The organism is Curvibacter sp. GW821-FHT09D12, from assembly GCF_059416245.1.
Genome location: NZ_JBWKOU010000037.1, coordinates 16,480 through 36,883 on the forward strand (window position 1 = coordinate 16,480; position 20,404 = coordinate 36,883).

Genomic DNA, 20,404 nt, shown 5'->3' on the forward strand with positions numbered 1-20,404 from the left:
GATTTTTTGGCTACGTTCTCAATGAGAAGTTCAGCTTCGCTCATGCGCTTTGCTGTGCATGCGGTCGATTGGTTTGCCTTTGCCGGGGCCGGTCTGGCTTCCTATTTGTGGCGCTTTGATGGCGAGGCCGTGTTGCCGCTGCCGCAGGTGTATGCCCTGCTGATTATTCAAATGGCCACCTTGATGACCCTGGTGTCGTCTGCTGTTTACCGCAATTGGCGCGGTGGGCAGTTCAAGGCCATGCTGGGCCGCGTGGGCGTTAGCTGGGCCATCACCTGGGCCCTGCTGATGACATGGCTGGTGCTGACCAAAAGCAGTGGCGATTTTTCTCGCATCTGGCTGCTGACCTGGGCCGGCACATCGCTCGGCATCTCGTGGTTGGCCCGCCTGGGCGTGTTTTTGATCATGAGCTACATGCGTGGCCGCCAGGTGAACCACATGCGGGTGCTGCTGGTGGGCGGGGGCGGGCCGGTGGCTGCCATACGCCGCCGCGTTAAAACCAGCACCTGGACGGGTTACGACCTGACGGGTGTGGTGTCGATGGACGATATCGATGCCCTGCATTACTCACTGGGCCAGCTAGACCCCGACGAGGTGTGGATTTGCCCACCCGCCAACGACATGAGCAGCATTCAGCCCGTGCTGAACGAGCTGCGCCACAGCACGGCCAATATCCGCCTGGTGCCCGACATGGGCGCCTTTCAGATGGTGAACAACGGCCTGAGTGTGGTGCTGGGCATGCCCATGCTCGACATCTCTAGCTCGCCCATGTCGGGCTTCAACATGATCGTGAAGTGGCTGGAAGACAAGATTGTGGCCAGCCTGATTTTGATCTTGATATCACCCATTTTGGCGGTGATTGCCATCGCCGTGAAAGTAACCTCGCCTGGCCCGGTGATCTTCAAACAAAAGCGCCATGGCTGGAACGGCGAAGAAATTGAGGTTTACAAGTTCAGAAGCATGGTGGTTCACAACGAGCACACCGGCCATGTAACGCAAGCCAAAAAAGGCGATTCGCGCATCACCCCACTGGGGGCCTTTTTAAGGAGCAGCAGCTTGGATGAATTACCCCAGTTTGTGAATGTGCTGCAAGGCCGCATGAGTATCGTGGGGCCACGCCCGCATGCCGTGGCACACAATATGCAATACCGCGAACTGATCCCGCGCTACATGCTGCGCCACAAGGTTAAGCCTGGTATCACGGGATGGGCCCAAGTGAATGGCCTGCGTGGTGAGACCGATACAGTGGATAAGATGGATGCAAGGGTTCAGGCTGATCTTTTTTATATTGAAAATTGGTCAGTTTGGCTGGATTTGAAAATTATATTGATGACGGTTTTTAAAGGTTTTTTTAATAAAAATGCCTACTAATAATATTTAAAATCGGAAGGGAGTCGTATGAAGATCAAGAATAAAATTCTCGTAACCGGCGGCGCAGGCTTCATTGGCGCCAATTTCGTGCTCGATTGGCTGGCTCAGAGCGATGAGCCTGTGATCAACCTCGACAAGCTGACTTACGCGGGCAACCGCGAGAACCTCGCATCCCTTGAAGGCGACAGCCGTCACCACTTTGTGCACGGCGACATCGGCGACAGTGCCTTGGTGGATGAACTGTTGCGCGTGCATCAGCCCCGTGCCGTGATCAATTTTGCGGCCGAATCGCATGTGGACCGCTCGATCCACGGCCCCGAGGATTTCATCCAGACCAATGTGGTCGGCACTTTGCGCCTGCTCGAATCGGTGCGCGGCCACTGGAACGGACTTGGTGCCGAGCAAAAAGCCAGCTTCCGATTCCTGCACGTGTCGACCGACGAAGTCTACGGATCCCTGTCGCCCACCGACCCTGCCTTCACCGAAGACAACCCCTTCGAGCCCAACAGTCCCTACTCGGCCAGCAAGGCCGCCAGCGATCACCTGGTGCGGGCCTGGCACCACACCTACGGCTTGCCGGTGCTGACCACCAATTGCTCCAACAACTACGGGCCGTACCACTTTCCAGAGAAACTCATCCCGCTGATGATCGTCAACGCCTTGGCAGGCAAAGCCTTGCCCATCTACGGCGACGGCCAGCAGGTGCGCGACTGGCTGTACGTGAAAGACCATTGCAGCGCGATTCGCCGGGTGCTCGAAGGCGGGCGCGTGGGCGAGACCTACAACGTGGGCGGCTGGAACGAAAAGCCCAACCTCGATATCGTGCACACCGTGTGTGCGCTGCTCGATGAACTGCGCCCACGCAGCGACGGCAAGCCCTACCGCGAGCAGATCACCTACGTCAAAGACCGGCCCGGCCATGACCGCCGCTATGCCATTGACGCCCGCAAGCTCGAGCGCGAACTGGGTTGGAAGCCGGCTGAAACCTTCGAGTCGGGTATCCGCAAGACCGTGCAGTGGTACCTCAGCCATGAAGACTGGGTGAGCCATGTGCAAAGTGGCGCCTACCGCGACTGGGTGCAAAAGCAGTACGCCAGCGAAAGCGCCACATGAGCCTGCACATCCTGCTGCTTGGCAAAAACGGCCAACTGGGCTGGGAGCTGCAGCGGGCCTTGAGCCCGCTGGGTCGAGTCACGGCACTGGATCGCCACAGCACCGAACACTGTGGTGACCTCAGTCGGCTGGACGACCTGGCTGCCACGGTGCGTGCCTTGCGCCCCGATGTCATCGTCAATGCCGCAGCCCACACCGCAGTCGATCGCGCAGAAAGCGAGCCCGAACTCGCGCGGACCCTCAACGCAGGGGCCCCCGGCGTGCTGGCCCGTGAGGCGGCTCAACTGGGCGCCACCCTGGTCCACTACAGCACCGACTATGTGTTTGATGGCACGGGCGATGCCCCATGGCAGGAGGGCGACGCCACAGGCCCGCTCAGCGTTTACGGCCGCACCAAGCTCGAGGGCGAGCAACTGATTCAGCAAAGCGGTGCCCGGCACCTGATCTTTCGCACCAGCTGGGTGTATGCCGCGCGGGGTGGCAACTTTGCCAAGACCATGCTGCGCTTGGCCGCGGAGCGCGAACGCCTGACCGTGATCGACGACCAGTTTGGCGCCCCCACCGGGGCGGATTTGCTGGCCGACCTCAGTGCCCACGCGATCCGCGCGGTGCGCCAGCGCCCCGAGTTGTCGGGCCTGTACCACGCCGTGGCGGCAGGCGAGACCACCTGGCATGGCTACGCCCGCTACGTGATCGAACATGCCCGCCGTGCCGGGGTGCCCCTCAAAACGCCTGCTGACGGCATCGCCCCCGTGCCCACCAGCGCCTTCCCGACGCCGGCCCGGCGCCCGGGTAACTCGCGCCTGAGCACTGCCAAGCTGCAGGCCGCGTTTGAACTGGTCTTGCCTGATTGGCAACAGGGCGTGGCCCGCATGCTCGACGAAATCCTGCCGCCGGCACAGGCCCGCAAGGTCTGAGCAACCTGCCAAGAACATCAGGGAGAACCTCACATCATGACCACGCAACGCAAAGGCATCATCTTGGCCGGTGGCTCTGGCACCCGGCTGCACCCGGCCACACTGGCCATCAGCAAACAACTGCTGCCGGTGTACGACAAGCCCATGGTGTACTACCCGCTCAGCACCCTGATGCTGGCGGGCATGCGCGACATCCTGCTCATCAGCACGCCGCAAGACACCCCTCGCTTCCAGCAGCTGCTGGGCGATGGCAGCCAGTGGGGCCTGAACCTGCAATACGCCGTTCAAGCCAGCCCCGACGGCCTGGCCCAGGCCTTCATCATCGGTGAGCAGTTTGTGGGCCACAACCCCAGTGCCCTGGTGCTGGGTGACAACATCTTCTACGGCCACGATTTTGTGCCCTTGCTGGCCAATGCCGATGCCCAGACGGCGGGTGCCACGGTGTTTGCCTACCACGTCACCGACCCCGAACGCTACGGCGTGGTGGCCTTCGACAAAAGCGGCAAGGCCAGCAGCATCGAAGAAAAGCCCCAGGTCCCCAAGAGCAACTACGCCGTCACCGGCCTGTATTTCTACGACCAGCAGGTGGTGGACATTGCCAAGAGCATCCGCCCCAGCGCGCGCGGTGAACTGGAGATCACCACCGTCAACGAAACCTACCTGCAGCGTGGCCAGCTCAACGTGCAGATCATGAAGCGTGGCTACGCCTGGCTCGACACCGGCACCCACGACAGCCTGCTGGAGGCCGGCCAGTTCATCGCCACCCTGGAGCGCCGCCAGGGTCTGAAGGTGGCCTGCCCCGAAGAGATTGCCTGGCGCAACGGGTTCATCAACAGTGAACAGCTCGAGCGCCTGGCCCAACCCCTGGCCAAGAACGGCTACGGCCAATACCTGCTGCGCCTGCTCAAGGACGAAGCCCAATCATGAACGTCATCCCAACCGCCATTCCTGAAGTCCTGATCCTGGAGCCCAAAGTCTTTGGCGACGCCCGGGGCTTCTTTTTCGAAAGCTTCAACCAGAAGGTCTTCAACGAGGCCACCGGCCTGCAAGTCGAGTTCGTGCAGGACAACCACAGCCGCTCCACCAAGGGCGTGCTGCGCGGGCTGCACTACCAGCTGCAGCAGGCCCAGGGCAAGCTGGTTCGCGTGGTGCGTGGCTCGGTGTTCGATGTGGCGGTGGACATCCGCAAAAGCTCGCCCACCTTCGGGCAATGGGTGGGGGTGGAACTCAGCGAGGACAACCACCGCCAGCTGTGGGTGCCGCCGGGTTTTGCGCATGGCTTTGTGGTGACCAGCGACAGCGCTGACTTTCTGTACAAGACCACCGACTACTACGCGCCGCCATACGAGCGGTGCATTGCCTGGAACGACCCCACGCTGGCTGTTCAATGGCCCGATGTGGGTGAGCCGCCGCGGCTGTCGGCCAAGGATGCGCTGGGGGTGCCTTTGGCGCAGGCCGAGGTGTTTGGTTGAATGGGGCTATTTTTCCGACAGCACTGAGTTTTTTCAACTATAAATAAATTTTGCCGAAGACAGGTATGCAGCAATGAATGAGATAGTTGAGCGACGATTTTCAATGATGAGGAAATTGACCTCATATTTGGTCGTTTTTTTATTTATCGGGCAGTCGATTGTCGATTCAACTGAAGGCAATATATTGTCTTCTTTGACGGTATTGTTGGTGTCTTTAGTGGTTATTAATTACTGCTTTCGGTCAAATGTATTTCTGAATGCACCACTGACAGTGGTCTCTTTGACAGGTTATTGGGTCGCAGTCCAGTTTGGGCCGTTATTTTATCAGACGCTCACATTGAATTCAATGACGGAAAGCCTTCATGATGGAGTAATGGCTTTCGGTATAACTGGGATCTTTTTAATCTCATTGATATTGGGTAGTGTACTTTATAGGCGCTCTGATTTTCTTCAATCCCTAAGAGTCAAAATTCAATCGTCCGTCATCGAGCCTTTGGGCTTGTTTGTGCAGCCATCAACGGTGATACTTTATAGCATGGGTTTTATTGGGCTGTTGTCGCTGATATTGACGGGTGCGCATGATGAGGGAACAAAATATGGCGATGCTTCATCAAAATTCGTTGAGGCATTTCGAGTTTTTGTATATGCACCATTTGCCCGTGCCATCATTCCGGGTGTTCGGGATCAAATGCGTGGCATCTACCCAAAAATGGACCGTGGCATTTTTTTATATGTAGTTGCACTGTTGATTGTTGGCATGCTGAGGAATGCACGCGGGCTCATGATTATCGGGATTCTTGTACTGATTTTAAACAGTACTTTGTTTCTGATGCAGAATGAAAAGAAGATAGAGATCAAGGCGTCTAACATAATTGCTTTGCTTATTGTCTCTGTACCGCTTATTTATATGTTTACCTACCTAGCAGAGGCAATGGCAGCGGTTCGAGGGCTTCGTTCAGACTTGTCTCCAATACAGATATTGACCGAGACTATTAACATATTGGGCGATAGGGCTTCAGTATTGGCATACTTGGAGTCGGTGAAGAATGTGACTCAATTTGAAGCATATGATGAATTTTACATAAGCAACGCCGCTGCAGCTAGATTGATCACACTTCGATTTGATGACAATATGATTTATTTTGGAGGAGTATTAGACCCTGCTGATATCTCCTATGCAAATAGCTTGTTGTTTGATTCATTATTGGCAATTTTGCCAACACCAGTTCTTCAGTTTTTTGGTGTGAATATTTCCAAGGAAGATTTAATTTACTCTGCTGGGGATGTGATTGTTGCTCTTGCTACTGGGATGCCAATGTCTGGATTTAAAACCGGATCGTTGCCGGCAGGCCTGTATTTGACATTTGGATATTTTTATCCCTTTTTTGGTATTTTGGCGGGATGTCTTGGATCTTTCGCATTTGATAACTTCTCAAGAATAAGAAATAATGCTCTTGAGCTGTCGCCATTTGCCTTGTTGGGTATTTATTCGATATTCATACTGTACATGCAGGATTCCTGGGTTTCTTTCACATTTCAGATCACGAGAGCACTTTTTGAGGGCATGGTTTTATATATTTTGGTGCTGATTCTATTTGGATACCGATTTAGACATACGAGTGCCAAATGAAAATGCTTCACAGAGTGGTCAGCGGTAGCGCTGCAGTATGGACTCGAATGGCAGTTGTGCTGATAGGGCAGATTGTATTGGTCCCTATATTTCTGAAGCATTGGAGCCCCTCAGAATATGGCGAATGGTTGGTGATTCAGTCATTAACGGCCATGTGGCTGTTGTTTGACTCTGCGCATCAGGCCTATATCGAAGGCTGCGCAATGAAATTAAAACTTGGTGCCCCAGAAGAATGCGAAAAGCTTTTAATTAATGGGGTGGTAGGTGGTTTGCTGATTGGTGTTTTTCAATTGGCATTGCTTGGGCTGGTGTTTTATACTGATTTATTATCAGTGGTAATGCCAAGTCAGGTGCAGGGTCAGGGGATTGGTGCTAATGCCATAGCTTTTTGCATTTTTGTCAACTTGGCTTTGACAATGTTGGCTGTTTCACCTGCTGGAGTCTATGGTCGTATATTGGCCGCAAATGGGCACTTCGCGAGGTTTGCTTGGTGGGGGGCGCTATATTATTTTTTAATGCTATTGGTGTCGGCTTGTGTTCTTTTTATGAATGGCGGGATCATCGAACTTACATTGGCGAATGCAGGGGTTACTGTTATTTATCAGGTGTTCTGGTATTGCGATGCTGTGCTGATCATGAGGGTTAAGGTGTCCTTGAAACATGTCTCTTTGGTAGAGATTTATTCAAATATTACAAAATCAATTGCTGTCTTCTTTCGCATATCAATGGATTTCTTCAGGCAAATGGGGATTCGAATACTGATATCTGGCCGGTACGGTACCAATCAAGTGGCTGAGTTTGCAACTCTACGCACGGTGTCAAACGTTGCAATGCAATCCTTAGGTAGTATTTATGGGCCTATTCTTCCTGAAATTTCTAGATTGTTAAATGCCAATAACAAGAGAAAAGTGGCATTTATTATTCATGTTTTCTGGGTGGGTGTGGTCTTTGTATTGTTTCCTGCCTTGATTGTGATGCAATATCTGGTACCTTCTTTGTACCCGATCTGGACTGCCAAGGCTTTTGTATTCAATTCCGAATTGTTCGCAAGTATGCTGATGTGTATTTCAGCTTATGGATTCTCCTTGCCGGCAATCATGCTTGTGCATGGGCGAAATTTATTGAAATATCAGGTTTTAGGTGGTATTGCCTCTATAATAATTATATTAGGTGTTTACTTCTTTATCCCAAGTAATGGCTCGCTTCTGCCCATTGCCTTTTCAATCTACACTGCTGAAGTGTGCATTGCATGCATCTATTGTTATGCTGCCGTCAAGTATTTAGGAGCTTCCGACTGGCCTCTTGCATTGAGTTGGCTGTGCTTTGTCTGTTTAATTCTGTTTGATGCAATCGTTTACCTCAACGCACTTCCTGGAGGCGATTGGATTGAGGTCAAGTTGCTTCTTCTTGTCACTTATATTGTTTTTATACTCTTTATTGCTATTTCCACATTTAACAAATTTGGGAATGAATTAAAAGCTCTAGTGAGTCGCAGGGGGGGGGTATGACGGAAATTACAATATTGATGCCTGCTTACAATGGCATTGAGTTTATATCGCGAGCCATTTCTTCTGTGTTCATGCAAACTGGATGCGAATGGAATTTGATCGTTGCAGATGACGGCTCGAACGATGGAACCCGGGAGTATTTGAGAAAGCTGGATGATCCTAGAATACGGGTCATAGAGAATGAGAAGAATGCCGGAATTTTTGGTAATTTGAACCTGCTTTTTTCTTTGGCTTCTTCGCCATATATTTATATTTTATGTCAGGATGATTTTTTCACTCAGCCGAATTCGTTGGTGCAGGTACTTCAATTGTGGCGAGGTGAAGCAAAAGAATGCGCGTTTATTCGCTTCAATCAGGGTGCTGATATCAAGTCTAAATTGGGTGTAGAGCAGGCAAAGCTGGTGAACGGCATTGTGTCGCCTGATGTTTCAGATTTGGCCTTTTTTATTTTTGGGTGCATACCTGGTAATTTGTCTAATGTTTCTGTTAAGAAGTCGATATTCGATTCTGGGGAGAAATTTAGACAAGATTTGCCCTATGCCGGAGATTTTGAGTATTGGTCGCGTTTGGGTCGAAAGTTCCCTTGGTATGTTTCGAGTGTTGTAGTTGCACAGGTTTGGAATCATCCAAATCAGGCATCATTTTCACTAAATAAGCGTGGTGAGTTGGTTTCGCAGGTGAGTTTTATTTTGAATGGTCTGTTTGATAATTTGATTGCTGCAGGAATGAATTCGTTTCCATTGAAAATAATGGGCACTCTTCACTATTCCAATCAACATAGGGATTTGGGGTTGAAAAAATTAGCAACCTCCAGAAATTTCGCCTATCTTGCCGTAGTAGAGCGACAGTTGCTTAAAGCGAAATTCTGCTTCGGACCAGTCGGTGGATGGTTTGTATATGTCATATCACTCGGTGGGCGCTGTTGGCGAGCAACTTTTGCTAGGTATTTGTGGGATAGAAGAAGTAGATAGCAGCGTAATGGCAGTAATCATAGATTGACGTTTTTTGAAATACAATGAAAATTTCCACGGTTCTGTTTATCGGTGCAAAGTCTGGTACGAGTCAGCATAGGCTGAATTCTTTCATTCGGATGGGTTACCTCGTGGATGCCATTGATCCAGATGAGCTAATTCCATTTCCTCGCCTTGGCGCTTTTTTGGAATGGCATGTCAATCCTGCACTTGTTGCCTATTGGGTTTCGTCTGCAATTAAGAAGTTAATTGCCAATTCCAAATATGATTTGGTCTTTGTTGATAATGGATCAATAATTTCATCGGAGTTGTTGAGGTATATAAGAGAAAAGTCAGCTTATATCGTAAATTTCAATCACGATGACGCCTTTGGGATGCGCGATATGAAGCGATTTTCTTTGCTGAAACAGGCTGTACCTGATTACGATCTTATCGTCGTTGTTCGTGAAGAGAATATTTTTGAAGCATTTTCATATGGTGCTAAAAAAGTCATGCATACGTTTCGAACATTTGATGTTGAAGAGCATGCATCAGCACCTTATGCTGGTTACAGCGCGCACGCAATCAATATCGACGTTTGCTTTATCGGAACATGGATGCCGAATCGTGGAAAATTTATAAGCCGATTAAATGATTTGGGTGTTCCTATTTCTATTTTTGGCAGTGGCTGGCATAAGGCCCCGGAGTGGAAAAACATTAAGAAGTTGTGGAAGTCCGGTCATTTGAATAGTTCGGCATATAAATCAACGGTGCAACGTTCAAAGATTTGTCTTGGCCTGTTAGCGCATGAAAATAGAGACCGACATACAACGCGGTCCTTGGAAATACCTGCGTTGGGTAGTGTGTTGTGCGCTGAGCGAACAACAGAGCACCTTCAACTCTATGAAGAAGGTGTTGAGGCAGTTTTCTGGTCAAGTGCGGAAGAATGCGCTACTCTTTGTTTAAAGTTGTTAAATGATGAATCCTTGAGGAAGAGTATTGCCATGGCTGGTAGGCGCCGGGCATTGTCAGATGATCACTCTAATGACAAGCTTATTGCCGATTCGATTAAAGCATTAAGTTCTAAATCAATGTTAACGGTCGTTTGATATAAAGTGCGGGGGGGCTATGGATATACTGTATTTTGGTCATGCTGCCGGAACATGTGCAGATAGGGCTGCCGCATTACGGCGCTTGGGGCATGTTGTAAATTTTGTCACCTATGAGTCGATTCTTGGTGGCTTTATTTCCAATAAGTATCTGAAGGCAATTAACTATAGAACCGGCAATCAAGTAATCCAGTACTTTATTTTGGATTATCTAAAAAGACATATATCCGGAAAATACGATTTAGGTTGGGTTAGCGGTGGGGAATTTTTTGGCCCCGCAGTTGTTGAGTATCTAAAAAAATCATGTGGTGCAACGATCGTTTCAATAAACGATGATCCTCTTGGCAGCAGAGATGGTGCCAGATTTATGCAGCTTAGAAAAGCGCTGCGCACCTATGATGTTTTGGCGATTAGAAGCTCTAAAGCCAATGAATTAATCGATGCCGGCGCACGGAAAGTCGTCGGCATTAGTATGAGCTATGATGAGGTCACTCATTGTGCTGATCTTGAATCTCCAATTAAATATGATGTTTCTTTTGTAGGTACATGGATCAAGGGCGAGGAGAGGGATAGGTTTTTGGCTTATCTCTTGTCTCGTGGCATAGATGTGAAAATTTGGGGTGCTCGTTGGCAAAAAAGTAGCTATTGGCCAGAATTGAGATCAGCCTACATGGGCGGGCACTTGGTTGGGCGTCAATATACAGATATTCTGGCAAGCAGTAAAATTTGCTTAGGGTTTTTGTCTCACGGTAATCGAGATCTTCATACAAGGCGATCTTTTGAAATTCCATATGCTGGTAGCGTTCTTTGTGCAGAGAGAACGTCAGAGCATCTTGCTTTTTTCAAGGAAAATGAAGAGGCGATATTTTGGGCGGATGAGGTTGAATGCGCCTCCCAGTGCATTCGTCTGCTCGGCAACGTCGATGCATTGAGAAAAATGCGCGCCGCTGGCCATGCAAGAGTAGTACTGAATAAGGTGGGTAATGAAGACGTGTGTCGAAAGATAATTCGAGATATTTCAGCATGAAAATCATTCTATTTACACACCCAGACTTCAGTGCCGGCATGAGTATGCGGCGATTTGCTGGAATGATCAATAGCTACTTTTCAAATGCTGGGCATAACGTCCAAGTTTGGACGCCACAATCTTATTTTTCTAGATTTTTAAAAGGCTCCCGGTTTAGTAAGTGGTTGGGGTATGTCGACCAGTATTTGATATTTCCTTTCCAGGTTAAAGTAAGGTTGCTAAATACGCCGCGTGACACCCTATTTGTTTTTTGTGATCAGGCTTTAGGGCCTTGGGTGCCGTTGGTTGAAAATCGACCCAATGTAATTCATGTTCATGACTTCACCGCTTTGAGATCCGCGCTCGGACATTTTCCGTTGAATCCTGTGGGTCGATTTGGAAAGATCTATCAACGTTGGATTAAGTATGGGTTTTCGAAGGGCCGTAATTTTATCTCCGTCTCAAATAATACAAAAAAGGACTTGGAGTATTTTTTAGGAAAAACGCCACCTATTTCTGAAGTTGTTTACAACGGTGTTAATTCTAGATTTCATCAGATGAGAGCATCTGATGCGTTGTCGCTATTGAGAACTAAGATACCTGGAATCTCCTCGTCTGATTTCTTGCTGCACATTGGTGGTAATCAATGGTATAAAAATCGTGACGGCGTTATTCGGTCGTATGGCGAATATGTGAGGCTGTGTGAAAACCCTCTGCCGCTATACATGATTGGTGAATCGCCAACGCCGGGTTTGATCAATTTGAGCGAAAAAATCTCACCCCCAGGGCGCGTAGAGTTTTTAACCGGATTTGATGATTCCATGGTTTGTGCCATGTATTCATTGGCCAAGTTGTTGGTGTTTCCTAGCTATGCAGAAGGTTTTGGATGGCCCATTCTTGAGGCCATGGCTTGTGGATGTGTTGTTCTGACTTCGGACAGGTCACCAATGACTGAGGTCGGTGGTGATGCGGCATTCTATGTACCAGCGCCGCCCATATCTGAGTCTGATCAGGAGCAATGGGCGGTTAAGGTGGGTATTGAAATATATAGAATATTGAAATTGCCAGAAGCAATAGTCCAACTGCATGTACATGATGGAATCATGCATGCTAAAAATTTCAATGATGAGATGGCGCTGGAGAATTACCGTGACATTTATGAAGTCGTACTGAATCATGAAATCAACTAGAATTTTGCATGTTATTTCATCGGTAAATCCCGCGCATGGTGGGCCTATCGAGGGTATTAAACAGCTTTATCGCCCATTAACAGAGGCCGGTATTGAGGTTGAAATTGCGTGTTCCGACTCTGATAATGATGAATGGGTCTTGTTGTCTGAAATTCCTGTGCATGCGCTTGGCCCCTCTAAAGGGTCTTATGCTTACGCTCCAAAATTATTGAGTTGGCTAAAAAGTAATCATCAAAATTATTCAGCAATCATAGTTGAAGGCATATGGCAATACCATAGTTTTGCTGCTTTTCGGGCTCTTTCTGGTACGCAGACACCGTATTTTGTTTTTACTCATGGGATGTTGGATCCATGGTTCAAAAAGACTTACCCGTTGAAGCACTTGAAAAAGTGGTTGTACTGGCCTTGGGCGGATTATTGGGTTTTGCGGAAAGCCAAAGGTGTTTTTTTTACTTGCGAAGAAGAACGGATTTTGGCTCGAGAATCATTCTGGCTTTATCAGTGCACTGAAAAGGTTGTTTCGTACGGTATAGCCACGCCACCTCCATTCGATGCTGCGAAAGTTGAAGTTTTTCTTCAAAAAAATCCGCATCTGCGCGGAAAAAAAATAGTCTTGTTTCTTGGACGGCTTCACGAGAAAAAGGGCTGCGATATTTTGATTGAAGCATTCTCTAGGGTGGCCAATGAGGATGAAAATCTTCACTTGCTAATGGTAGGGCCTGACCAGGTTGGATTAAAGAGTAGTTTGCAAAAGTTGGCTCAAGACCTTGGGATTGCTGACAAGATCACTTGGTTAGGATTGTTGACGGGGGACGATAAATGGACCGCATTTCACGCGGCTCATATTTTTGCACTCCCGTCTCATCAAGAGAATTTTGGCATTGTTGTTGCCGAAGCATTGGCTTGTGGCAAGCCAGTTCTCATCAGTAATAAGGTCAACGTCTGGCGCGAGATCGAACGTGAGCAAGCGGGTTTTGTGGGTGACGACACAGTCGATGCAACGGCAATGAGCTTTAAGCAATGGTTGGCACTTGATTCGTCCGATCTAGAGAAGCTATCAGCACGTGCAAGGCAGTGTTTCTTGAGTTGCTTTGAGGTTGGTCATACCTCGAAAAATCTTATATCAGTTATTAAAAGTCATTCAAAAGAGGTTTTATGAGAGTATTTGTTACTGGCAGTTCTGGTTTTATTGGAACCAACGTGATGAACTATTTTCTCGCTAATGATATTCCTGTCATTGGCTTTGATGTAAAAGATCCTCAAAATATTAATCACTCTAAAGTATTTATCAAGGGGTCGCTCCTTGATAAGGACGAATTGAGTAAGGCATTGGTTAAATTTTCGCCGACTCACATTGTCCACCTAGGCGCCCGCACAGATCTGGATGGCAAGCATACAGATGATTATGCCGAAAATGTGCAAGGGCTTAATAATTTGATATCGATATGTGATGTGCTGCCCGATTTGCAGCGCGTGCTATTTGCATCTTCTCGGTTGGTTTGCAAGATTGGGTATACGCCAAAAGACTACAATGATTATTGTCCGACCACGCCATATGGTGAGAGTAAGGTCATGGGTGAAAAAATCGTAAAGAGCATGAGCGATAAAAAATGGACTTGGTGCATTTTTCGGCCAACTTCTATTTGGGGTGAGTGGTTTGGTGTGCCCTACAGAAATTTTTTCGACTTGGTTCGCGCTGGCAAGTACTTTCATCCTACCGGTATTACTATTCCTAAATCATTTGGCTACGTTGGGAATGTGGTTCATGAAATTTATCGGCTGTGCGTGGTTGAAGATTCAAAAATAAATAAGCGTTGCTTTTATTCTGGTGATTATAATCCGATTGAAGTTTTTGATTTCTCTAGGAAAATCGCGAAATCATTTGGCGTTAAAACTCCCGGCCAAGTATCAATTCACTTACTGAAGCTATTGGCTAAAATTGGAGACCTGTTGTTGCCGTTGGGAATTAGATTTCCACTGACAAGCTTCAGGCTGGCAAACATTCTCACTCCGATGATTCATGATTTTTCAGATCTTGAGGCTGTTGTTGGGCCGTTGCCATACACGGTGGATCAAGGTATAGAAAAGACTGTTGAATGGATGAGGAGGGCTTGAGGTGAGTGAAATTCAATATCAAAACCTGAAGGATTTCAAAGTTCCTCCGGGTTTTCGGGGGCGGTCAGCCATATTTGTTCAATTGTGGTGGATAGTGCAGGCTACTATTTTTAGGTTAGCGCCTCAATTCGCCTACGAATACAGATCTTGGTTGCTTCGATTGTTTGGTGCCACTATTGGCCAAAATGTGAAAATTCGCGCCACGGCAAGCATCACATATCCTTGGTTTTTAGAGGTTGGTGACAATTCGTGGATTGGAGATGACGCGGTAATTTATAATTTGGCAAAAATTACCATTGGATCCGATGTCGCAATTGCTCATCGTGTTTATTTGTCGGCAGGGAGCCATTTGATTGATCGACCAACATTTGATATTACGGCCAGTCCAATATATATCGAAGATCAGTGTTGGTTGCCAAATGACGTGTTTGTGGGGCCTGGCGTCCGAATTGGGCGTGGAACTGTCATTGCCGCTCGCAGCTCTGTGTTTTCTGATATGCCCTCTGGTATGGTTTGTATGGGCTCGCCCTGTAAACCCGTTCGTTCTAGGGATACTGTTACGCGCGTTGCGCCAGAAGAACAAGCTCCGACGGTGTGAGCGTCTATTTGATCGTCCCCGGCCTCTCGGTAGTGGATTTGCGCGTCTCCTCTGCTGTCAGGCCTGGTCATCCCAACAGGCTGATCGTAGAGTCGCTATTTTTCAAACTTGGCGTCAACGATTGCGACCCAGGTGGCCCTCAAGACTGGGGCGAGCGACCGACTTGGCGGTGCGTTTCAGGTTACGGGTATTTCGAGCATTTTTGGCCTAGTGACTGGTTTCAATCGGTCAAGTTTCGCGAGCCGCTGGAGCCGGTCCATGCCAAGCTGGTCGTGCTCTCCATGGCCAAGGGCATCGAGCTCAGCCTGGCCTTCTTTGCCAATGAAGGCCAGGCGCGGCCCCACAAAGCCGGCCAGTATGCCCAGATCCGCCAGTTCAAGCGCATGCGCCGCACCACTAGACGCCAAAGCACTATCGTGGGCCGCTTGCAGCGCAGGATGAGTGTGCTCGGCCTGGCTGCTCAAAAGGCACTGGATGACAGCCTTAACAAGGCCAAGGGCCTGCTCAGTAAGGCACAGGGCAAACAGATCAAGCGCTACAGATGGTATGCCCCTGAGGCGGAGTGCATCTCCAAGGGCAAGAGCCGCAACCCTTTCGAATTCGGTGACAAGGGCGGCTTGGCCAGCACGCTCAATGGAAACCTGATCGTGGGGGGCCGGGCTTACCCTGCACGAGAAAATCGAGCAGGTCACCATCCTGATGCAGTCCACCGGAATCAAACAGGAAACGGCCTTGGTGGACCTGGGCTATCGAAAAACAACCCTGGGCTGAACATCAAGTACTGGGGCCGATTCAAGAGCATCAGCATTTCAGCTGGAGTTTGAATTTTTTGGGAAGGCGAATTATGTCTGGAATTTATATGCGGATACGATATTGGTTTCCTGATTTTTACAAAAGTATTTTTATATTTTCGTTGATACTTTTTGGTGTGTATGCCTATGGCGGTTCACTTGGTTCTATAGGCGACAACCAGCGGTATTCGGTTGGCTTTGATGATATTAGGCCGCTCGGGCCCTTTGAAAGTTGGGGTAACGCTCGGAAGGATTATGGTGCTGTAGGTGACGGTGTTTCGGATGATACGAATGCGCTGCAGCGTGCATTAGATGATCTTGGGGTCAATAGGAATATTGTGGTTCTCTATTTGCCCCCTGGCATCTATAAAATCAATAAAACATTACACCTGTCGGGCTGGGATAAAGTAGATAAAAAGATGGGTTGGGGCGGCGTTCAAGTTATCGGGGAACATCCCGAGAAGACAAAAATTCTATGGGATGGGCCTAGCGGTGATCCAATGCTAATTCAGGATGGTGGCTATAACACCCGGTATTCTAGAATAAATTGGGATGGTGCCGGCAAGGCGGGATATGGTATTGCGCAGTGGTGGAACACCAAAAAATCTACTATTCATGATGGTGCCGCAGAGCATACTGATGAAATTTTTCAAGATGTTGGAATAGGAATTTTTGCAGGTCGATTGGGTCGGGATTATAATGAAATGGTTTCTGAAGGACAGATCCGTAGGGTCAAGTTTTTACGGAATTGGGTGGCAGGTGTTAATACTGGTTCTTGGAATGCCTTGGATTGGTGGATATGGGACTCTCATTTCGTAGATTGCGCGCGTGGCTATTCTAATCTGTTCTCTCTAGATGATAACGGCGTGACTTATGGGGCTGGTGCCGCTTATATCTACCGTAGTACTTTCGAGCGATCTAAGGTTGCGGATGTCGATATCAAGAACACCATGTGGTTTTCGATGCATAAAAATGTATCCATTGGATCGAATCGGTTTTTCTTTGGCGAGTGGGTTGGCCGAAATGGTGCTGAGATCATCATCAATGATAATAAGATATATGATCCAGTGGAATCTTATGCCATCCTTAATAAAAATCTAGGCCCGCTGATTGCTTTGGATAACGAAGTTTTTTACAAAACTCGTCCTAAGGCGTCGACGTTTGTCGATAATTCATTTGCTGATTCTGATACTGTATTGATTGGTAATAAGATTTATGCTCCGGCTTTTGAGGGGCGGGATGGTATTTTGGGTGGCGCTGACGTAAAGGTAGGGACTCGATCCATTGTCATTGATAACAAAAAAATATTGCGTAAGTCCTTGCCTGATATAGCAGGGTATTCCTTTGTGGTGCCCGAATTTAAGAAGGGTGTTATTTTTGAAGTGCCCGCTGGTGCCGGTTCTGATCAAATACAGTTAGTATTTGATAAGGCTGCCAAATGTAAATGCCTTGATCCAGTTGTTCATTTTCCTCGCGGAACATACTATATAGATAAAACTATATCTATTCCTGCGAATATTAAATTGGAGGTGGTTGGTGATGGGCTGGCTTCAGTAATGTACTGGAGTGGTGCAGACCGTGGCATTTTCTTTGATCTTGCACCCCCTAGTCGTACGACAATACGAGATATTGGATTTTGGGGAATCAATGCGACAGCGATACGGATAGCAGGCGCTGATCATTCTGGGGGGCGCATTTTTGTTTTAGGTACTACCCCAGGTAATTTTGATGTGAGTGCGCTCAGGAAAACGCAGTTTATTATGCAGGCTAACTCGGAAGTTGCAAATATCTCTTTGAGTAATGCTACGAATGTGGTTAGTGTGGGTGGGGGAGGGCGTGGTCCAATTGTAGATCTGAAAAATAATTCGAGCGCTATTTTTTTTGATACATGGTATGAAGGCGGCTTGACTAAACTGTTTCATATATCGTCCGGCGATTTTTACTTTGTGGGAGGGAACTTGGCACCTGGAACCCATTTGAAGGAGCGAAAGAGTGTTGAGCAATCGTCGATTGTTTTCGATAACTATTCTGGGAAATCGGTTTTTTTAGGGCTCCGATTTCAGTTGTCTAAAATTGCAATGAAATATGGAGTGGAGATAATTGGGGAAACGGATAACGCTCAGATATTGTTTCTTGGGATGAGTTCGAACCGTGGCGGCTATATCGATAGCTCGAACCCTTCTGAAGCATTGAGCGTTTTGTCCTCGCGGACTGTCGATGACAAAAAAATTTCCACGAGAATGGAAAACTATGGTCGAAGTGATGAGGTATTCATTCGAGATATGTTGCGGCCTATAAGAAGATTGAGGTGGGATGTTGATGGTTATGTTCCGCCAAATGGTGCGACCGATGTTCGCTTATATCGGATTATGAGTCTTGATACCCTGGGTGTTGTAATTTCTGGTGATTAGTTTAATAATATTTGTACCGTTGAACGGTTGATGTCGGAAACCATAGAAATGACAATTCCATTGTGTTGCCTGGACGCCTGCGACGAAAATAGAAAGTAAGCAGCCTGCCAATTCATCTATTCAAAACTGATTCCATGGCGTATTCATGTCCACGCCAATCAGCGCGGACACGAGTCCGCTTCAATTCAATTTGTCTCTTGAATTCGGCCTCGGCGTACACTAGCCCACTGGTGGGGCAGTAACTCGTAAGCGGCTGGCCCTCCCATCTTGACCGGCGTCTATCAGCCGTGATGCCCCCAGGATTACAGCCTTGCGGGCAACTGAATCACCTGTGCCGGTGACGCCTTGGGATCAGCCTCGTCCGCAATCACCCTGCTCAAGAACACCGGCGCTACATTCCACTGGTGGTGGTCTTCTGTGATGACCGTGACCGTTTTGCGATTGCATTTGGCCACAATGCCTATTTTGGGATCGTGGCCCGGGGCATGGAAAGACACTCGATCGCCCACCTTGAAGCTCTGCATCTGCTGCTGCATTCGCGCTTCTTGCAAATACCGCAGCCGAGCCACTATTTGGTGGTTGAGTTCCGAGAGTTGTGCCTCACTGAGTTTGGTGATGTCGATGTTCATGGCCCACAATTTTCAGGCGCATTCCAGCGCCTGCCAACGGTGGGGCAGCAACTCTTCAAGGCGGCTGTTCAGATGGGTCGGCAGCCGAGTTAGGACATCCTTGAGGTACGCCCACGGGTCATGCCCGTTGAGCTTGGCCGAGACCACCAGGCTCATCACATTGGCGGCTCTTTGCCCCGCCAATTCACTGCCGCAGAACAGCCACGCACGCCTGCCCATCGCCCACGGACGCATCAGGTTTTCCAGATGGTTGTTGTCCAAGGGCACATCCCCATCGTATGCGGTCAATGAACCCCGCCCTTCCCGCTGCCTCAACAAGCTGAGAGGCTACGTTCCTATAAGGACATCCCTTCTTGGTCAACAACACCGGAAAGAAATAGCTTTGAAACAAAGATTGCGGACGGCGAACCTATAAACGGGCATTTTGCTGCGCACTGCAGCTCCCCTGATGAAAGACGCGCGCCGGAGACTCCATTCATGTAGCAGGCAGCAGTCATTTCTGATTGCCTTGGAACGTAGACGAGTACGCCCCAGCGCAGGTCCAAACCTTTGACTCAACAGATATTGCACATCACACGGTGACTGTTTTCACTGACCAAACAATGACTCAGGCTGGGACTCTGAATTTCTCCTGCAGTTGCAACGCAGCCCAGCACATTCGAGCGTTCTTCGCGGCAATAGCGACTAGTGCGCGACCATATCCTCGACGCTCTTTTAGTTGCACTGCCCAGCGACTGACTGAGTCGGTCTTGCCGACTGCTCTTGCCAAAAGTGCCCTGGCCCCAAGCACCAAAAGCGTACGAAGGTAGTGATCACCGGCTTTGGTGATGCTTCCCAATTTGCTTTTACCCCCAGAGCTGTTTTGCTTAGGCACCAAACCTAACCAAGCGCTGAACTGCCGTCCATTTTTGAAATCGTGGCCATTCCCAATACTCGCTACGATGGCGCTGGCCGTGGTTGGTCCTATGCCGCGCAATTGCATCAGCCGCAGCGCTTGATCATCCGCAGCAGCCATTTGTTTGATCCGACACTCGCTATGGGCAATGCGTTCTTCGATGTGGCTGAGTTCGTTCATTAGCTCACCAATGACCTGATTGCAAAACCCAGGCAGGTCTTCCAGCATGTTGTGCACCCCTTGATGAAACGCCTTGAATGCCAAAGGAAGCACGATGCCAAGTTCGCTCAGAAGTCCTCGAATACGATTAATGAGTGCGGTGCGCTCGGCAACATACCCTTGATGCACGCGATGGACAAACAACTTTCCTTGTTGCTCCAGGGTCTTGATCGGAACGAATCGCATGTTAGGCCTGGCCACCGCCTCACAGATCGCCGCAGCATCTGCGGCATCGTTCTTTCCGTGCTTCGGTGCGTGTCAAGAAAGTTGTCGCCTGATTCATGCGCACCGAGGCGCTTTATCCAGTGCTGATGCCGACTTTGCGATGGGCTCTGAATCCCTCTCCGGGTTGAGCTTGACCACCGCGATGTGATCCCAGTTTCGGGTGTGCCTTGCCCACCTAGCCGGATGGCATTGGCGGGCCTGCTGGTACAACTCATCGCGGCGCTTCAATATCTCCACGTCCTGCCCAGTGTGGCG

At 49.0% G+C, this 20,404-nt stretch carries 17 protein-coding genes and 2 pseudogenes; 16 read left to right on the forward strand and 3 right to left on the reverse strand.

All coding sequences use genetic code 11. The features are described from left to right. The first annotated feature begins 42 nt into the window (after positions 1-42). From AC07PT_RS29075 to AC07PT_RS29150, 16 genes are all read left to right on the forward strand, one after another. Positions 43-1,371 (forward strand): undecaprenyl-phosphate glucose phosphotransferase, encoded by a 1,329-nt coding sequence (locus AC07PT_RS29075; protein ID WP_494658995.1) that lies wholly within the window; start codon positions 43-45, stop codon positions 1,369-1,371. A gap of 27 nt (positions 1,372-1,398) precedes the next feature. After that, on the forward strand, positions 1,399-2,484 hold the full coding sequence (rfbB, locus tag AC07PT_RS29080) for a dTDP-glucose 4,6-dehydratase (protein WP_494658996.1): 1,086 nt from the start codon (positions 1,399-1,401) through the stop codon (positions 2,482-2,484). Between the two features lie 2 nt (positions 2,485-2,486). Beyond that, positions 2,487-3,401, forward strand: a complete 915-nt coding sequence (gene rfbD, locus AC07PT_RS29085) for a dTDP-4-dehydrorhamnose reductase (protein WP_494659012.1) — start codon at positions 2,487-2,489, stop codon at positions 3,399-3,401. A gap of 36 nt (positions 3,402-3,437) precedes the next feature. Then, positions 3,438-4,328 (forward strand): glucose-1-phosphate thymidylyltransferase RfbA, encoded by an 891-nt coding sequence (gene rfbA, locus AC07PT_RS29090; protein WP_494658997.1) that lies wholly within the window; start codon positions 3,438-3,440, stop codon positions 4,326-4,328. Further along, a complete protein-coding gene (rfbC, locus tag AC07PT_RS29095; RefSeq protein WP_494658998.1) occupies positions 4,325-4,873 on the forward strand; it encodes a dTDP-4-dehydrorhamnose 3,5-epimerase in 549 nt (182 codons plus the stop codon). The genes rfbA and rfbC overlap by 4 nt, the downstream gene beginning before the upstream one ends. Positions 4,874-4,946: 73 nt before the next feature. Then, the gene (locus AC07PT_RS29100; protein ID WP_494658999.1) at positions 4,947-6,503 is read left to right on the forward strand and encodes a hypothetical protein; all 1,557 of its coding nucleotides are present in this window, start codon (positions 4,947-4,949) and stop codon (positions 6,501-6,503) included. Next, a complete protein-coding gene (locus AC07PT_RS29105) occupies positions 6,500-8,011 on the forward strand; it encodes a polysaccharide biosynthesis protein (RefSeq protein ID WP_494659000.1) in 1,512 nt (503 codons plus the stop codon). The genes AC07PT_RS29100 and AC07PT_RS29105 overlap by 4 nt, the downstream gene beginning before the upstream one ends. Further along, entirely contained in the window at positions 8,008-8,982 is a 975-nt protein-coding gene (locus AC07PT_RS29110; protein WP_494659001.1) for a glycosyltransferase family 2 protein, read from the forward strand. The genes AC07PT_RS29105 and AC07PT_RS29110 overlap by 4 nt, the downstream gene beginning before the upstream one ends. A 44-nt stretch (positions 8,983-9,026) precedes the next feature. Next, the gene (locus tag AC07PT_RS29115) at positions 9,027-10,070 is read left to right on the forward strand and encodes a CgeB family protein (protein WP_494659002.1); all 1,044 of its coding nucleotides are present in this window, start codon (positions 9,027-9,029) and stop codon (positions 10,068-10,070) included. 19 nt (positions 10,071-10,089) lie between these two features. Then, positions 10,090-11,097: a CgeB family protein gene (locus AC07PT_RS29120; RefSeq protein ID WP_494659003.1), complete on the forward strand. Its 1,008-nt coding sequence runs from the start codon at positions 10,090-10,092 to the stop codon at positions 11,095-11,097. Continuing rightward, positions 11,094-12,266: a glycosyltransferase family 4 protein gene (locus AC07PT_RS29125; protein WP_494659004.1), complete on the forward strand. Its 1,173-nt coding sequence runs from the start codon at positions 11,094-11,096 to the stop codon at positions 12,264-12,266. Before AC07PT_RS29120 ends, AC07PT_RS29125 begins: the two co-directional genes overlap by 4 nt. Next, complete coding sequence (locus AC07PT_RS29130; RefSeq protein WP_494659005.1) at positions 12,253-13,425, forward strand: glycosyltransferase; 1,173 nt, start codon at positions 12,253-12,255, stop codon at positions 13,423-13,425. Before AC07PT_RS29125 ends, AC07PT_RS29130 begins: the two co-directional genes overlap by 14 nt. Further along, a complete protein-coding gene (locus AC07PT_RS29135) occupies positions 13,422-14,381 on the forward strand; it encodes an NAD-dependent epimerase/dehydratase family protein (RefSeq protein ID WP_494659006.1) in 960 nt (319 codons plus the stop codon). Before AC07PT_RS29130 ends, AC07PT_RS29135 begins: the two co-directional genes overlap by 4 nt. 1 nt (position 14,382) lies before the next feature. Next, the gene (locus tag AC07PT_RS29140) at positions 14,383-14,979 is read left to right on the forward strand and encodes a WcaF family extracellular polysaccharide biosynthesis acetyltransferase (RefSeq protein WP_494659007.1); all 597 of its coding nucleotides are present in this window, start codon (positions 14,383-14,385) and stop codon (positions 14,977-14,979) included. After that, positions 14,976-15,803, forward strand: coding sequence for a hypothetical protein (locus AC07PT_RS29145; protein ID WP_494659008.1), 828 nt, complete (start codon positions 14,976-14,978; stop codon positions 15,801-15,803). The genes AC07PT_RS29140 and AC07PT_RS29145 overlap by 4 nt, the downstream gene beginning before the upstream one ends. A 20-nt stretch (positions 15,804-15,823) precedes the next feature. Beyond that, positions 15,824-18,181, forward strand: a complete 2,358-nt coding sequence (locus AC07PT_RS29150) for a glycosyl hydrolase family 28-related protein (protein WP_494659009.1) — start codon at positions 15,824-15,826, stop codon at positions 18,179-18,181. A gap of 302 nt (positions 18,182-18,483) precedes the next feature. Here the strand turns inward: AC07PT_RS29150 and AC07PT_RS29155 are convergent, their stop codons facing one another. The 3 genes and pseudogenes from AC07PT_RS29155 to AC07PT_RS29165 all read right to left on the reverse strand — a co-directional run. Continuing rightward, positions 18,484-18,810 (reverse strand): hypothetical protein, encoded by a 327-nt coding sequence (locus tag AC07PT_RS29155; RefSeq protein WP_494659010.1) that lies wholly within the window; start codon positions 18,808-18,810, stop codon positions 18,484-18,486. 12 nt (positions 18,811-18,822) lie between these two features. Next, positions 18,823-19,086, reverse strand: a pseudogene (locus AC07PT_RS29160) (transposase domain-containing protein); the annotation flags it as partial. Between the two features lie 331 nt (positions 19,087-19,417). Then, positions 19,418-20,173 (reverse strand): annotated as a pseudogene (locus tag AC07PT_RS29165) (IS110 family RNA-guided transposase); the annotation flags it as partial. Positions 20,174-20,404 lie beyond the last annotated feature (231 nt).